13 protein-coding genes are annotated in these 15,229 nt (G+C 72.1%); 1 reads left to right on the plus strand and 12 read right to left on the minus strand.

Going from position 1 to position 15,229, the window contains the following annotated elements; all coding sequences use genetic code 11:
• Nucleotides 1-32: 32 nt before the first annotated feature.
• From DNK54_RS21100 to DNK54_RS10630, 5 genes are all read right to left on the minus strand, one after another.
• Nucleotides 33-179 (minus strand): hypothetical protein, encoded by a 147-nt coding sequence (locus DNK54_RS21100; protein ID WP_162602399.1) that lies wholly within the window; start codon nucleotides 177-179, stop codon nucleotides 33-35.
• Between the two features lie 223 nt (nucleotides 180-402).
• Nucleotides 403-1,566 (minus strand): imidazolonepropionase, encoded by a 1,164-nt coding sequence (gene hutI, locus DNK54_RS10615; RefSeq protein WP_110206917.1) that lies wholly within the window; start codon nucleotides 1,564-1,566, stop codon nucleotides 403-405.
• 28 nt (nucleotides 1,567-1,594) lie between these two features.
• Nucleotides 1,595-2,908, minus strand: coding sequence for a formimidoylglutamate deiminase (locus DNK54_RS10620; protein ID WP_110206918.1), 1,314 nt, complete (start codon nucleotides 2,906-2,908; stop codon nucleotides 1,595-1,597).
• A 13-nt stretch (nucleotides 2,909-2,921) separates the two neighbouring features.
• The gene (locus DNK54_RS10625) at nucleotides 2,922-4,118 is read right to left on the minus strand and encodes an allantoate amidohydrolase (protein WP_110206919.1); all 1,197 of its coding nucleotides are present in this window, start codon (nucleotides 4,116-4,118) and stop codon (nucleotides 2,922-2,924) included.
• Nucleotides 4,119-4,208: 90 nt separating this feature from the next.
• Entirely contained in the window at nucleotides 4,209-4,817 is a 609-nt protein-coding gene (locus DNK54_RS10630) for a nitroreductase family protein (protein ID WP_110206920.1), read from the minus strand.
• Between the two features lie 438 nt (nucleotides 4,818-5,255).
• Between DNK54_RS10630 and DNK54_RS10635 the strand changes: the two genes are divergently transcribed.
• Entirely contained in the window at nucleotides 5,256-6,089 is an 834-nt protein-coding gene (locus DNK54_RS10635; protein ID WP_110206921.1) for a hypothetical protein, read from the plus strand.
• A gap of 137 nt (nucleotides 6,090-6,226) precedes the next feature.
• Here the strand turns inward: DNK54_RS10635 and DNK54_RS10640 are convergent, their stop codons facing one another.
• The 7 genes from DNK54_RS10640 to DNK54_RS10675 form a co-directional block, all read right to left on the minus strand.
• Nucleotides 6,227-6,610, minus strand: coding sequence for a hypothetical protein (locus DNK54_RS10640; RefSeq protein ID WP_110206922.1), 384 nt, complete (start codon nucleotides 6,608-6,610; stop codon nucleotides 6,227-6,229).
• Between the two features lie 119 nt (nucleotides 6,611-6,729).
• Nucleotides 6,730-8,403, minus strand: a complete 1,674-nt coding sequence (gene hutU, locus DNK54_RS10645; protein ID WP_110206923.1) for a urocanate hydratase — start codon at nucleotides 8,401-8,403, stop codon at nucleotides 6,730-6,732.
• Nucleotides 8,400-10,118, minus strand: coding sequence for a histidine ammonia-lyase (hutH, locus tag DNK54_RS10655; RefSeq protein ID WP_239460028.1), 1,719 nt, complete (start codon nucleotides 10,116-10,118; stop codon nucleotides 8,400-8,402). The genes hutU and hutH overlap by 4 nt, the downstream gene beginning before the upstream one ends.
• Before the next feature lie 110 nt (nucleotides 10,119-10,228).
• Nucleotides 10,229-11,458 (minus strand): M20 metallopeptidase family protein, encoded by a 1,230-nt coding sequence (locus DNK54_RS10660; protein WP_110206924.1) that lies wholly within the window; start codon nucleotides 11,456-11,458, stop codon nucleotides 10,229-10,231.
• A 116-nt stretch (nucleotides 11,459-11,574) separates the two neighbouring features.
• Nucleotides 11,575-12,468: a sulfite exporter TauE/SafE family protein gene (locus DNK54_RS10665; protein ID WP_110206925.1), complete on the minus strand. Its 894-nt coding sequence runs from the start codon at nucleotides 12,466-12,468 to the stop codon at nucleotides 11,575-11,577.
• 99 nt (nucleotides 12,469-12,567) lie between these two features.
• Nucleotides 12,568-14,466, minus strand: coding sequence for an FtsX-like permease family protein (locus tag DNK54_RS10670; RefSeq protein WP_110206926.1), 1,899 nt, complete (start codon nucleotides 14,464-14,466; stop codon nucleotides 12,568-12,570).
• Nucleotides 14,463-15,179, minus strand: a complete 717-nt coding sequence (locus DNK54_RS10675) for an ABC transporter ATP-binding protein (RefSeq protein ID WP_239460029.1) — start codon at nucleotides 15,177-15,179, stop codon at nucleotides 14,463-14,465. Before DNK54_RS10675 ends, DNK54_RS10670 begins: the two co-directional genes overlap by 4 nt.
• Between the last annotated feature and the right edge of the window lie 50 nt (nucleotides 15,180-15,229).

Consider the following 15,229-nt stretch of genomic DNA (forward strand, 5'->3'; position numbering starts at 1 on the left):
CTCCTGGGTTTCGACGGCGACGCCTCGCACGGTCAGCGCAGGCCTTCGAGGTCCCACGGCTTGCTGGAGGGTGCGGCGTCCTGGCGACGCTTGCGGCGCGCCGAGCGCACCTCCCGGCGAGCCTGCTCCTGACGGTAGGCGAGCTCGGCCCGGGCGAAGTAGTAGTTCGTGGTGTCCATGGCGATCTCCCATCTGCTGCGTTCGATGGGTCGACTCTGCGCGTCTGAGGTAGCCGCGCACATCGGGAAGGTGCCTTAGGCGCGGAGCTCAGGTGCCTCAGATTCAGTACGTCGGCAGCCCGGGCGCGCGACGCCGCGCATCGGCTCGCACCCGATTCAGGCTCCCCGGCGGTCGCACCCCGTCGCGGCGCGCTCGCACCCGTCAACGCGGACACCCACCGACTCAGCGCAGATCCGCGGAGTGGGTGGGGCGTCCCGCGACCAGGACCTCCCGGACGAGAGGGACACCGGGACGGTAGGCGAGGTGGACGGCGGAGGGTGCCTCCAGGACGGTGAGGTCAGCCCGCGCCCCGACCCGCAGGTGCCCGACATCGGCACGACGCAGCGCCTCGGCTCCGCCGAGGGTGGCCGCCCGGACCGCTTCGAGCGGCGTCATCCGCAGGTCGCGGACCGCCAGGGCGATGCAGAACGGGAGCGAGGAGGTGTAGCACGAGCCGGGGTTGCAGTCGGAGGCGAGCGCGACCCGAGCGCCCGCGTCCAGCAGCCGGCGCGCATCGGGCCAGGGCTGCCGCGTGGAGAAGTCCACGCCGGGCAGCAAGGTGGCGACCGTGCCCGACTCGGCCAGCGCCGCCACGTCCGCATCGCTGAGGTAGGTGCAGTGGTCGACCGCCGCCAGGCCCAGCTCGCAGGCCAGCAGCACCCCCGGGCCGTGGCCCAGTTGGTTGGCGTGCAGCCGCCCCGCCAGACCGGTCGATGCCCCGGCGCCCAGCACCGCCCGCGCCTGGTCCGCATCGAACGCACCGGCCTCGCAGAAGACGTCGATCCACCTGGCGTACGGCGCCGCGGCGGCCAGCATCGGCCCCGTCACCAGCGCGACGTACTCGTCGGCATCGCTCCCCTCCGGCACCACGTGGGCACCGAGGAAGGTCGTCTCCTCGGTGAAGCCGCGGGCGACGGCGAGCGAACGCGCCTCGTCCGCGACCGTGAGTCCGTAGCCGCTCTTGATCTCCACCGTGGTGGTGCCCTGGCGCCGCATCTCGGCGACGAGCCGAGCGACGTTCGCACTCAGTATCTCGTCGCTGGCGGCCCGGGTGGCGGCCACTGTGGTGCGGATCCCGCCCGCGGCGTACGGCTCCCCGCTCATCCGCGCGGCGAACTCCGCAGCCCGGTCGCCGGCGAAGACCAGGTGGCTGTGGCTGTCGACGAACCCCGGGAGCACCGCCCGCCCACCCGCGTCGTACGCCGCATCCGCCGCCGGGGCGGCACCGGCCGGCCCGCTCCACACCACCCGGTCGCCTTCGATCACGAGCGCAGCGTCCAGGCGCTGGGGGCGCTCGGAGTCCCAGGTGGTGAGTTCGCCGATGTTGTCGACCAGCAGGCTGCTCATCCGCTACCTCTCTCGGTACACGCCCTCATCATCCCCACAACCCTCCGATCACCCGCGCCAGCTCGAGGCCGGCCTGCTCCCGCAGGACACCGGCATCGTGGCGAACGCCGTCGGCCCAGACCTCACGCACGTCCGCAGCACTCGCGGCGAAGACCGCCGTCTCGGCACCCGCACCAGTGCCGGCCGTGCGTGGCGAGCCAAGGTCGAGCACGACGAGGTCGGCGCGTTGACCGACGGCGATCCGCCCGGCGTCTGCGTAGCCCAGGCTCGCCTGCCCGATGCGGCCGCCCGCGTCCAGCAGCTCGGTGGCCGACCAGTGCCCGCGGGTCATGCTGACCAGTCGCTCGTCCAGCTCTACAGCTCGCATCTCTTCGAACGGGTCGATCACGGCATGGCTGTCGCTGCCCAGAGTGAGGGAGGAGCCCGCTGCGTGCAGGGCGCGGCTGGGGCCGACCCCGTCGCCGAGGTCCCGTTCCGTGGTGGGGCAGAAGCAGGCATGGGTACCGCTGCTGCCGAGCAGTGCGATGTCGGTCTCGGTGAGATGCGTGGCATGGACCGCGGAGGTGAGCGGCGTGAGGGCACCCGCGTCGTGGAGCAGCGCGGTCGGGGTCATCCCGTGGGCGGCCAAGCACTGCTCGTTCTCGGCAACCTGCTCGCTGAGGTGCACGTGCAGCGGCCGGTTGCGCGCGGCCGCGACCACGATCGACAGTTGCTCCCGCGGCACCGCTCGCACCGAGTGGATCGCAGCACCGATGCGGGCCCGGCCGTCGAGAGCGTCGAGCTCGGCCACCCGCTCGGCCCAGGTCTGCGCGTCGCCGTCGCTGAAGCGCCGCTGGACGCCCTCGGGATCACGACCGATACCCGCCGCCAGGTAGCAGGTGTCGAGCAGCGTGATCCGGATCCCGACCTCGGCGGCAGCGGTGAGCAGTGCGGTCCCCATGACGTTCGCCTCGGTGTAGCGGGCACCGGAAGGGGCGTGGTGCAGGTAGTGGAACTCCCCCACGGAGGTGTAGCCGGCGGCGAGCATCTCGCGGAACGTCGCGGTGGCCAGGGCATGCAACGTGTCGGGGTCGAGGCGTTGCGCGACGGCGTACATCTGCTCGCGCCAGGTCCAGAAGGTTCCCCCGCCGGTCTGGGTCCGGCCGCGCAGCGCCCGGTGGAAGACGTGGCTGTGGCAGTTGGCGAAGCCGGGGACGGCGAGTCCCTCGACTCGCTCGGCGTCCGCCGCCGGGTCCACGCCGACCGCGGAGAACCGGCCGTCGGCGATCTCGACGGTGACGTCGTCGCGGACGACGCCGTCGATGAATGCCCGCTCCAGACGGAGTCTCGTCGCGCGGCTCATGGCACGAGCCGGCTCATCGGAGCAGCCGTTCCAGGGAGTCGGCGAGAGCGTGCACGCCGAGCAGGCAGTCAGCCATCTCCGCATGCTCGTGCGGCGAGTGCGAGACCCCCGTGGGATTGCGGACGAAGAGCATCGCGGTCGGGATGCCGGCCAGCGAGAGCACCCCGGCGTCGTGCCCCGCCTGGGTAGGCAGCACCGGCCAGGCACCGCCGTCGTGCTCGGTGGCGAGCCGCGCCGCCAGCTCGGGCTCGAAGTGCACGGACGCCGAGACCGACTCGGGCGTGACCTGGAGGCTGGTGCCGTCGCGACCGGCTCTGTCCTGCGCCTGGGTGGAGATGGCGGCGACCAGCGCGGTCAACGCCTCTTCGTCCCGAGCGCGGGCGTCGAGCCACCCGGTGACCCGCGACGGTACGGCGTTGGTCCCGTTCGGCACCACCTCGATCCGGCCGAAAGTGGCCCGGGCTCCCTGCAACCGCGCCTGCTTGTTGGCCGCGAGCACCGTCATCGCGTGCGTGAGCATCGGGTCGTGACGGTCCTCCATGCGCGTCGTGCCGGCGTGGTCGGCCACCCCGGTGAAGTCGAACCGATAGCGACCGTGCGGCCAGATGCCACTGGCGACACCGACCGCTGCATCGTGGTCGATCAACGCGCGCCCCTGCTCGACGTGCAGCTCGAGGAAGACGCCCACCCCGTCGAGGAGGTCCGACGACGTCGGCGCCAACCCGTGCTCGGCCATCGCGTCGGCAAGCCAGACCCCGTCACGGTCCCGCAGCTCCGTCGCGGCGGCCGGGGTGAGCGCACCGGTCGCCAGCCGGCTGCCCAGGCAGGCGGAGCCGAATCGCGAGCCCTCCTCCTCGACGAACACCCCGATGCCCAGCGGGCGCGACGGCGCGACGCCACGCTCGCGCAGCAGGTCGAGGGCGGCCAACGCCGACACCACGCCCAGCGGTCCGTCGTACGCCCCGCCGTCGAGGACCGAGTCGAGGTGGGACCCGGTGAGCACGCCCGGACCGGCGGCTCCCTCCGGTCGCCACCAGGCGACCACGTTGCCGACGCCGTCGGTGTGGACGGTGAGGTCGCGGCGGGCGCACTCGGTGAGGAACCAGGCGTGACATTCGCGCTCGGCCGCGGTGAACGGTTGCCGGAAGTAGCCGCCGGAGGCGGTGCGCCCGATCGGAGCCAGGTCGTGCCACATCGCCTCGAAGGTCATGGGAACAGTCCAGCGAACCCGCCCGGCGCGGTCAACGCATCCGCGCCGACAGCGTCTCGGATCCCAGACTCCGGAGACACACGGTCCCGCTCAGGCGCGGAACCGCCCCCGGTGCACGACCTCCTCGATCGGCCGTCGAGTACGCCGCACGGCCGACCCGGGTGCCCCGCTGTCGGGCAGCCGGTGGCCCACCGTGATGGCGCCGACGGGCACGTGGCTCTCCGGCACGTCGAAGGAGTCGCGGAAGGCCGGGATGCGCTCGGGCGGGATGCCGAAGAAGCAGGCACCCAGACCCTCGTCGACCGCGGTGAGCAGTGCGAGCATCGCGGCCATCGCCGTGTCGGTGTGCCAGTAGGGCACCGGCCAGCGCGCCTCGTCGCGGTCGGTCCAGCCCTTGTCGGGCTCGGCGTAGCGGTCGAGGTAGGCGTCCTTGATCGACAGCGGCACGAGGACGACCGGAGCGGTCCTCATGCCGTCGAGCCACCGGTTGCTCGCCCCCGGGTCGGGCGAGGTGGCGTTCCAGAAGCGCTCGACGTCCTCCGGGGTGTCGAGCCGCAGGAACGCCCAGCCCTGACTGAACCCGGCACTGGGGGCCCGCACTGCGTGCTCGAGCATGCGGTCGATGAGAGCCGGGTCGACCGGCCGGTCGGCGTAGCGACGGATCATGCGGCGACGGCGTACGACCTCACGGAACTCCATGCCACCATTCTCAGGCCCATCGCCACGCGCTCGTCCGGTGGAGGTGGGTACCCGGGCGCGGAACACGCCACACACCCTCCGGCGAGGCTCACGAACGCCCCGGCCCGGTGACTCCCGAGATGCCACCGTGACCGGGGCTACCACGACCTCTCCTACCCGGGCCTCCGACCGCGCAAACCTTGCGTCCCCAAACCTTGCGTCCCGAGACCGGCGCGCAGAGTGCCGCCGGCGGCCGATGAAGCGCCCGCACGAACAGGAGGCTCGCCCCTGCGTGTTCGTTCTGCCCGGGCCTGCCCCGTCGCCACCGACGACCGTCCTGCTCGTACGGCGCCCTGTGCCTTCGGCGCGTCGCCCCTTCAGCCCCCAGGGCGGCGTGTCGCGTCCGTGTCGCGGCTGTCACCACCGGACCTACGCCCGGCGTCCCCGTAGCGTGGGGCCGTGATCCCACGCCTCGTGACCTGGCTGCTCGTGCTCGTCTGCGCCCTGTTGGTGCCGCTGGGCATCGTCTCCGCCTGGGCGGCCACGATGCTCGACGACACCGACGCCTACGTGGAGACGGTCGAGCCGATCGCGACCGACAACGCCGTGACCACCACCATGGCAGCGGGCCTGAGCCGGGCGGCACTCCAAGCCGTCGGCGCACCGCTCAACACCCGCGCCGAGATACAGGCACAGGTGCGGCAGGCGGCCGCCCGGGCGGTGACCGGTCCCGAGTTCCCCGCCGTCTGGCGCGAGGCGAACCGGGTGCTGCATCGCGAGGTCGTCAAGCTGCTCTCCGGCGACACCCTGCCCCCCGGCCAGACCGTGCAGATCGATCTCGCCCCGTTGGCCGCCCAGCTCACCGGCGAGCTCGCCAAGCAGGGTGTCACCGTCGACCTCTCCGCGGCCGACCTGACCGTGCAGATGGTGGCGCCGAAGGAGCTCGAACAGGCGCGCACCGCATGGCAGCTCCTGGAGACGGCCGGCTACTGGCTGCCGATCATGGCCTTCGTTCTCATCGTGATCACCCTGGCCACCGCTCGGCGACGACTCGCGACCGTCGGCCAGCTCGCCGGCGCCGTCGCCGTCACGCTCGGGGTCAGCCTGATCGCGCTCTCGGTAGCCGGCTCCTTGGTCCGCGACGAGGTCAACGACGCCGGCGGCGCCATCTGGGACGCCCTGGTCGCCGGACTGCGCTCCACCCTGATCATCGGGCTGGTCGCGGCACTCGTAGCGCTCGCGGTCCGGATCGCAGTGGGGTTGGGCATGCGGCCCCGCACCCATCAAGGCTGAACGCGAGTCCCGCGCCGGGGCGACCCGTGCGAACGGTGCCCGACTCCCGACGTGCCGAGGGGCGGCAACCGCGGGGACGTGCACCCTGTCCAGCACGCGTAACCGACGCCGCCGTCACCACAGGTGCACGTGCACCCTCAGTCGGAACGCCGACGCCTCGCGCGGCTCTCGAACAGCCACCCGGCCGCCACGCAGAGCAGCGCTGCGACCAGGCCCACGATGCCGGAGAAGCCGGTCATGAACACCAGCCCGTTGGTCGCCTCACCCGAGGTCTCGTGGCCCCCGCCGATCAGGAGCGCCGCGCCGACTGCGGCCCCCAGAAGCGGCGACCCCAGCACCAGGCCCTCCACCGGCCAGTCCCACGATCGCAGTCGCTCGACGACCACGGCAACGACAGCAGTCACGGCGACGACAGCGCCCCAGGCACGGAGCAGGTCGCGCCAGGTGAGCGCGTCGGTGCTCCAGGTGGACGGGACGAGATAGGCGCCGACGAGCACGGTCACAACAAGCACGGCGCTCACCGGCCGCCTCCACTGCATCGCCCGCACCCGAGCGACCCTAGTACGCGCATAAGAAGGTCCTGGGCTGTCGAGGTGGACGTTGTTCCGGTGGGCACTGGGCGGCGGCCAGTCCGCGTTCGCTACGGGCGGAGCCCCTCCTCCGCCATCGGGATCCGCACCCCGCGCTCAGCCGCCACCTCGCGCGCGCGGTCGTAGCCGGCGTCGACGTATCGGATGACCCCCATCCCGGGGTCGTTGGTGAGCACGCGCTCGATCTTCTGTGCCGCGAGGTCGGTGCCGTCGGCGACGCAGACCTGCCCGGCGTGGATCGAGCGGCCCATGCCGACGCCGCCACCGTGGTGGATCGAGACCCAGGTGGCACCTGAGGCGGTGTTGACCAGCGCGTTGAGCAGTGCCCAGTCGGCGATCGCGTCGGAGCCGTCGAGCATCGCCTCGGTCTCCCGGTAGGGCGACGCGACCGAACCGCAGTCGAGGTGGTCGCGGCCGATCACGATCGGCGCCTTCAGCTCACCCGAGGCCACCATCTCGTTGAACTTCAGTCCGGCCAAGTGCCGTTCGCCGTACCCGAGCCAGCAGATGCGCGCCGGCAGCCCCTGGAAGTGCACCCGCTCCTGCGCCATGGTGATCCACTTGCGAAGTCGCGCGTTGTCGGGGAAGAGCTCGAGGATGGCGCGGTCGGTGGCCGCGATGTCGGCCGGGTCCCCCGACAGCGCTGCCCACCGGAACGGTCCCTTGCCCTCACAGAAGAGCGGGCGGATGTACGCCGGCACGAAGCCTGGGAACGCGAAGGCACGGTCGTAGCCGCCCTTGCGTGCCTCGTCCCGGATCGAGTTGCCGTAGTCGAACACCTCGGCACCGGCATCTTGGAACTCGACCATCGCGCGGACGTGCGCCGCCATCGACGCCTGCGCCGCGCGGGTGAACCCCTCCGGATCCGCGGCGGCCCGCTCGTGCCATTCCTCGAACGGGACCCCGAGGGGAAGGTAGGAGAGCGGGTCGTGCGCGGAGGTCTGGTCGGTGACGATGTCGATCGGCGCGCCCGACTCCAGCAGGCGCGGGAAGATCTCGGCGGCGTTGCCGAGCACCCCGATCGAGAGAGGGCGTCGCTCGTCCCGGGCGGCGACGGCCAACTCGAGGGCGTGCTCGAGTGACTCCGCGCGTACGTCGAGGTAGCGGTGCTCGATGCGCCGCCTGATCCGGGAGTCGTCGACGTCGACACAGATCGCGACGCCGTCGTTCATGGTGACGGCTAGCGGCTGGGCACCGCCCATGCCACCGAGGCCCGCGGTCAGCGTGATGGTGCCGGCCAGCGTGCCCTCGAACCTCTTGTCGGCGACCGCGGCGAACGTCTCGAAGGTGCCCTGCAGGATCCCCTGGGTGCCGATATAGATCCAGGAGCCGGCCGTCATCTGGCCGTACATGGTGAGCCCGAGCTCCTCGAGTCGCCGGAACTCCTCCCAGTTTGCCCAGTCGCCGACCAGGTTGGAGTTGGCGATCAGCACCCGGGGCGCCCATTCATGGGTCCGCATGACGCCGACCGGCTTGCCGGACTGCACGAGCATCGTCTCGTCGTGGGCGAGGGTGCTGAGGGTCCGCACCAGGGCGTCGTACGACTCCCAGTTGCGTGCCGCCTTGCCGGTGCCGCCGTAGACCACGAGCTCGGCCGGGTTCTCCGCGTTCTCCGGGTCGAGGTTGTTCATCAGCATCCGCAGGGGCGCCTCGGTCTGCCAGGAACGGGCGGTGAGCGCGGCCCCGGTGGCCGCCTTGATGGTGCGGGACGACTGGCTGGTCACTGCAGTTCTCCGATCGCATCCTGGACGGCTGCCAGCACGGCGCCGTCGATGAGCAGGTGGTGGGCGGTCTCGATCTCCGGCGCCAGGAAGCGGTCCGGCCCCGGCGTGCCGACGTGATGGCGCCCGAGCAGGTCGATGAGTGCGCGCGAGGCGGGCGCCGGCTCCATCCCGGTGGTCGAGCTTGTCCCCCCGGTGGTCGAGCTTGTCCCCCCGGTGGTCGAGCCTGTCCCCCCGGTGGTCGAGCTTGTCCCCCCGGTGGTCGAGCCTGTCCCCCCGGTGGTCGAGCTTGTCCCCCCGGTGGTCGAGCCTGTCCCCCCGGTGGTCGAGCTTGTCGAGACCCGAAGTTGCAGGGCCCGAACGCCGGCGATCATCTCGATGGCCAGCACGCGGGAGAGGCCGTCGACGGCGCGACGCAGCTTGCGAGCGCCGTTCCAGCCCATCGAGACGTGGTCCTCCTGCATGGCGCTGGAGGGGATCGAGTCGGCCGACGCCGGGGCGGCGAGGCGCTTGAGCTCCGAGACGATCGAGGCCTGGGTGTATTGGGCGATCATCAGCCCGGAGTCGACGCCGGGGTCGTCGGCCAGGAAGGGCGGCAGCCCGTGGTTGCGGGCCTTGTCGAGGAACCGGTCGGTACGCCGCTCGGCCAGTGAGGCCAGATCGGCGACGGCGATCGCCAGGAAGTCGAGCACATAGGCGACCGGCGCCCCGTGGAAGTTGCCGTTGGACTCCAGTCGTCCGGTGCCGTCGGCCTCCACCAGGACCACCGGGTTGTCCACGGCGCTGGCCAACTCGCGTTCGGCGACGCTCGCGGCGTGGGCGATCGTGTCACGCACAGCTCCGTGCACCTGCGGCGAGCAGCGCAGCGAGTAGGCGTCCTGCACCCGGTTGCAGTCGGGCCCGCGGTGCGAGGCGACGACGCCGGAGTCGGCCAGCAGCCGTCGCAGGTTGGCCGCCGACGCCGCTTGCCCGGGGTGCGGGCGGATGGCCTGCAGCTCCGGGGCGAAGACCCGGTCGGTGCCGAGCTGACCCTCCACCGACATCGCGGCAGTCACGTCGGCGACCTTGAGCAGCGCGGTCAGGTCGGTCAGGGACAACACCAGCATGCCCAGCATCCCGTCGGTGCCGTTGATCAGTGCCAGTCCCTCCTTGGCCTGGAGCTGCACGGGCGCCAACCCCGCTGCCTCCAGCGCCTCCGCCGCACTGGTACGCCGCCCGTCCGCGTCGCGCACAGGTCCTTCGCCCATCAGCGCGAGCGCGCAGTGGGCCAGCGGGGCGAGGTCGCCCGAGCAGCCCAGCGAGCCGAACTCGTGTACCACCGGGGTGATCTGGTGGTTGAGCAGCGCGGCGATCAGCTGCGCGGTCTCCCGGCGCACGCCGGTGTGACCGGTGGCCAGCGTGGAGAGCCGCAACAGCATCAGCGCCCGCACCACCTCGCGCTCCACCTCCGGACCGGAGCCGGCGGCGTGGCTGCGCACCAGGCTGCGCTGCAGTTGCTGCCGCATCTCGGTGGGGATGTGTCGGGTCGCAAGCGCACCGAAGCCGGTGGAGACGCCGTACGCCGGCTGCTCGCCTGCCGCTAGCTCCTCGACCACCGCCCGCGCCCGATCGATCGCCTGCAACGCCTCGGGGCTGAGCGCGACCTGGGCGCCGTCACGGGCCACCGCGACGACGTCGGCGAAGCTGAGCGGTCCGACGCCGATCTGGATCAAAGTCATGCCTCCAGCGTGATCCGCCGCACCGCCGGCGTCCAGCGGCCCCGCCTCGGCGGTGTCTCAGATCCGAGACCCACGTCGAGGCGCCTGCGTCAGCCGTCGAGACGCCAGCTTCAGCGCTGCGGCGGCGGCTCGTCAGCACCCACGTGCTGCCAGGCGAGGAGCGCGAGCAGCGCGGCCTGGTCGGCCAGCACCGCGTCGTCGTACTCCGCGTCGGACGCGTGTGGGTACGTCGCGCCGGCGGCGACGTGATCCGGCTTGGCGCCGAGGAAGATGTAGCAGCCCGGCACCCGCTCCAGCACCCGCGAGAAGTCCTCGGAACCCATATAAGGCGTCGCGATGCGAGCGTGCCGCTCGGCACCGAACTCCGCGCGAATCAGCTCCTCGACCCGCACGGTCGTCGCCTCGTCGTTGACAGTCGCCGGATAGCCGCGCTCGAGCTCGAAGTCGGCACTGAGGCCGTGGGCCGCAGCGATCCCGTCGACCAGCGCGGCCAGCCGTTCCTCCAGGAGGTCGAGGGTCGCGGCGGAGAAGGTGCGCAGCGTGCCCGAGAGCCAGGCCCGGTCGGGAATCACGTTGTCCGCGTCACCGGCGCCGAGCCGGGTGACCGTCAGGACTGCCGGGTCGCTGACGTTGACCGCGCGGGTCACCACAACCTGCATCGCCGGCACCAGCTCGGCCAGCGCCGGCACCGGGTCGAGCGCGGCCGACGGCGTGCTGGCGTGCCCACCGCGCCCGGTCAGGGCGACTCGCAGCGTGCTGGAGCTGGCCAGAACCGGGCCGACACCCGTCCAGAACATGCCGCGCTCCCCCGTCCCGACATGGATCGCGTACGCCGCCTCGGGGGCCTGCCCCGAAGCCTCGAGGACGCCCTCCTCCAGCATGTGCCCGGCACCATCGTGCCCCTCCTCGCCGGGCTGGAACATGAAGACGACCGACCCAGCGATCTGGTCGCGCCGGGCCGCAAGCAGGTGGGCGGCGCCGACCAGTCCAGCCGCGTGGAGGTCGTGGCCGCAGGCGTGCATGAGTCCGTTGTTGGCGCGATAGGGCAGCTCGACCTGCTCGACGATCGGCAGCGCATCCATGTCGCCGCGCAGGAGCACGGTCGGCCCCGGCTCGGCGCCACGCAGCACCGCGACGATCGACGTCGACGAGCGGCCCAGGGTGATCTCCAGGTCGAGACCCGCCAACGCCTCGAGCACCGCCTGCTGGGTGCGCGGGAGGTCGAGCCCGACCTCGGGGTGCTGGTGGAGGTCACGCCGCAGCGCGACGAGGTCGTCCAGGAGCTGCGCCGCATCGGCGCGCAGATCCGGAGCCGACCGCAACACAGGAGACTCAGACATGCAGTCATGCTGCCAGCGCCACGACGCCGATGGCCGCCGCCTCCCGGTCAGTAAGGCGGCGGCCACCGACTGCGTCCGCAATCGTTCACACGCACTCGTGCGGACCCGGCCGGGACTCACGCCTCGACGAGCACCTTCTCCTCGGCACCGGCGAGCGAGGACCGCTCCTGACGGACAGCCCAGACCAGACCGGCGACCCAGATCGCAGCAAGGCCGGCGACGGTCCACCACACCTGCGCCTCCTCCAGACCGAGGGTGAGCAGCAGCGTGCGGGAGTTGGTCAGCACGATCATCCCACCGGCAGCAACGCCCAGGACCCGGGCCGGCAACACGCGCACCAGCCAGGCCGCCACGGGTGCGGCGATCACGCCGCCGATCAGCAGCGCGGCGACGATCTGCCAGTCGATGCCCGCAGATCCGAGGGCGAGCAGGAAGCCGAGCGAGCCACCGACGGCCACGACGAACTCGGAGGTGTCGATCGAGCCGATCACCTTGCGCGGCTCCAGGCGTCCCGACGAGAGCAGAGTGGTGGTGCCGACCGGACCCCAGCCACCGCCGCCGACGGCGTCGAGCGCCCCACCGAAGAGGCCCATCGGGGCGAGGAAGCCGACGCCCGGCCGGCCCTTGAACTCCGGTCGCCGACCGCCCAGCACCAGAAACCGCCAGATCACGTAGGCCCCCAGGGCGAGCAGGATGCCGGCCACCCAGGGCTTGGCAACGTCCCCGTCGAGGCTGACCAGGAAAGTCGCTCCGGCGAAAGCGCCGACGAAGCCGGGCACGGCCAGGATCCCCACGGTGCGCCAGTCGACGTTGCCGAACTTGGAGTGGGAGATGCCGGAGACCAGTGAGGTGCCGATCTCCGAGAAGTGGACCGCCGCAGAGGCCGCCGCGGGCGCGATGCCGGCGGTCAGCAGCAGGGTGGACGACGTGACGCCGTAGGCCATCCCGAGCGAGCCGTCGATGAGTTGGGCCAACAGACCCACGAAGCCGAGGACCAGCAGCTTGCGCATCGCCCCACTCCTTCCAGATGATTCACCATAGATTTCCTTTATATAGTGGATTAGTAAACATTATCGCCTTGGTGGACGCAAGCCCGCGTGACCCGACCCTCACCCGGCAGCCACGGGCACGGTGCCTTCCCGGCCGAGCGCCGCCGTACCGCCCAGGGCTGAGGCGGTCGCCACCGTCACGCACGTGGCAGCGATGGCAGCCAGCGGGAGCCACGGCACCGTCAGCGGCACCTCCCCCAGGCCGGCCGTCATCGGCGCCCGCAACAGCCAGCCGGTCACCGCGGTCACCAGTCCGCCGAGCACGAGCGCGACGGCGGCCACAGCCATGGCCTCCGCGGCCACCATCCGTCGCACCTGGCGCACGGTCGCTCCGACCAGCCGCAGCGCGCGAAACTCCTGGCGCCGCTGGACGCTGCCGAGCAGCAGCGTGTTCGCGATCGCCAGCCCCGCGTAGAGGCCGGTCGGCCCGAGCACTGCCCACAGCCCGATCTGGTTCTGCTCGCGCAGCTCGGCGTCACGGTCGGCCAGCCAGGCCGCCTTGCTCTGCGCCCGGCCGGCCACCGGATCCCAGTCGGCGAGCACCATGCTCGGCGCGACGGTGGTGGGGCGGACGAACCAGGTGCCCTGCGGGCGGACGCCGTGCTTGCGCGCCAACGCCGCCGGGACGAGGTAGTCGCTCTGCAGGGTGGCAGCGTCGTCGACCAGGGCCACGACGCGCAACGACTCCCGTCGCCCGTCGGCGAACCGCACCGGGAGCATGCCGCCGAGCTTGATGCCACTGTCCCAGGCCACCGACCTCGCGACGGCGACGCTGCGCCCGGTCAGGTCGGCGAGGTCACCACGGTGCGCTCGGATGCCCCGGAGCCTGGCGCTGAGCGCGGGATCGATCCCCTCGACCTGCACATCCGAGTCGCCCATCTCCCCCAGCGTGTCCATGCTGGTCACCTCGCGCGGCTCCAGCTCCAGCCCCGGCAGTTCCCGGAGCCGTGCCACCTGGTCCGGCGTGGAGGTGGTCACCACCAAGGGCACCTGCAGCTGGTCGTCGGCGATGCCGTACTCCCAGTCGGCGGCGAAGGCCAGCGTCACCATCAACGAGCCCGCGATCGCCGACAGCGCCAGCACCGGCGCGGCGAGTGACGTCGTACGACGCGCCCGGGCAGCCGCGTTCTCCCGCGCCAGCGCCCAGAGCGGGTGCCGGCGCACCGGCCAGGTGGCCACCCGGACCAACGGCGGCAGCAGCAGCGGCCCCAGACAGATCAGCGCGACCACCCAGACCTCGGGGACGAAGATCGCGAGGATCATCGCCAGCAGCGGATCCCCGGCACGGATCCCGAGGAGCATCGCCGCTCCCCCGGCCAGGCACAGCGTGCCCACGACCAGCCTCAGTACGCCGGTGCGGGCGCCGAGCTCATCGGCTTCTTGAAGCGCCGCCGCCGGGCTGACTCGCGCAGCTCTGCGGGAGGCGGTCCAGCCTCCGAGCCACGCCACCATCACGCCGATCGAGGAAGCGACCAGCAGGGGAAGCCCGGGATCGGGCACCGGCAGTCCGCCGGGGGCGAGGTCACGCGCCGCCAGCAAGGCCGAGGCCGCGGGGAAGAGCAACAGCCCGAGCGCCGAGCCGGCGGCGGAGGCCGCGGCGGCAACCACCAGGGTCTCGATCCGGATCAGTCGCTTCACCTGACGCGGCGAAGCGCCGACCAGGCGCAGCAGCCCGAGCTCACGGGATCGGGAAGCCACCACGAAGCTGCAGGTGCTGGCCACGACGAAGATCGCCATGAAACCCGCGAAGCCGGCCATCACGCCCAGCAGTGACGTGGTGTCCTGCAAGGCGGTTCGCAGCTCCTGCTCCCCGGGACCGAGTCGGTCGAGGTAGGTCTCGACAGAGGCGATCAGCAGCCCGACCAGGGCGATGAGCGCCACCCCGAGTCCCGTGGCGACGAAGCTGCCGAGGTGCCGGCCCGCGCCGTGCCGCGCAGTCCGCACGGCGACGCCGATCATGCCGGCTCCAGGTGGTTCATCGCTGCCGCGATCCGGTCGGGCGTCGAGGCATCCAGACGGCCCACCAGGGCGCCATCCGCAAGGAAGAGCACTTCGTCGGCGTACGCCGCGGCCACCGGGTCGTGCGTCACCATGACGATGGTCAGGCCTTCCTCGTCGACAGACCTGCGGAGCAGCTCGAGCACGAGCCGACCGGTGCTCCGGTCCAGCGCGCCGGTCGGTTCGTCGGCGAAGAGCACTTCCGGGCGGGTGAGCAGCGCGCGGGCCAGGGCGACCCGCTGCTGCTGGCCACCGGAGAGCTGCCCGGGCCGGCGGCCGGCCTGGTCCGTCAGTCCGACCCGCGCCAGCGCCTCCCGCACCGAGCGCCGGTCCGGGCGCCGCCCCGCCAGCCGCAGCGGCAGCGCCACGTTGTCGGCGGCGGTGAGTGCCGGAAGCAGGTTGTAGGCCTGAAAGACGAACCCGATGCGATCGCGTCGCAGTGCCGTCCGCATCGTCTCCGAGATCCGGGTGATCTCGAGGCCGCCGATCCAGACCGATCCGGCGTCGGGTCGATCAAGACCCGCCGCGCACTGGAGCAGCGTCGACTTGCCCGACCCCGACGGGCCCATGACGGCCGTGAAGGTGCCGGCGGCGAAGACATGGCTGATGCCGCGGAGCGCGTCGACACGGCTTCCCCCGGTGCCGTGGTGGCGCGCCACCTGATCGAGGCGCACGGCAGGCTCCTGACGGGGTGCGGAGGCAGGGGCGGCGGGAGGAGTGTGCT

This window comes from Nocardioides daejeonensis (assembly GCF_003194585.1).
In the GTDB taxonomy this organism is placed as follows: Bacteria; Actinomycetota; Actinomycetes; order Propionibacteriales; family Nocardioidaceae; genus Nocardioides; species Nocardioides daejeonensis.

Coding starts and splice junctions, on each gene's coding strand:
- DNK54_RS21100 (WP_162602399.1), bottom strand. CDS start 179: ATGGACACCACGAACTACTACTTCGCCCGGGCCGAGCTCGCCTACCGT.
- hutI (WP_110206917.1), bottom strand. CDS start 1,566: ATGAGCAGCCTGCTGGTCGACAACATCGGCGAACTCACCACCTGGGAC.
- DNK54_RS10620 (WP_110206918.1), bottom strand. CDS start 2,908: ATGAGCCGCGCGACGAGACTCCGTCTGGAGCGGGCATTCATCGACGGC.
- DNK54_RS10625 (WP_110206919.1), bottom strand. CDS start 4,118: ATGACCTTCGAGGCGATGTGGCACGACCTGGCTCCGATCGGGCGCACC.
- DNK54_RS10630 (WP_110206920.1), bottom strand. CDS start 4,817: ATGGAGTTCCGTGAGGTCGTACGCCGTCGCCGCATGATCCGTCGCTAC.
- hutH (WP_239460028.1), bottom strand. CDS start 10,118: ATGACTTTGATCCAGATCGGCGTCGGACCGCTCAGCTTCGCCGACGTC.
- DNK54_RS10660 (WP_110206924.1), bottom strand. CDS start 11,458: ATGTCTGAGTCTCCTGTGTTGCGGTCGGCTCCGGATCTGCGCGCCGAT.
- DNK54_RS10665 (WP_110206925.1), bottom strand. CDS start 12,468: ATGCGCAAGCTGCTGGTCCTCGGCTTCGTGGGTCTGTTGGCCCAACTC.
- DNK54_RS10670 (WP_110206926.1), bottom strand. CDS start 14,466: ATGATCGGCGTCGCCGTGCGGACTGCGCGGCACGGCGCGGGCCGGCAC.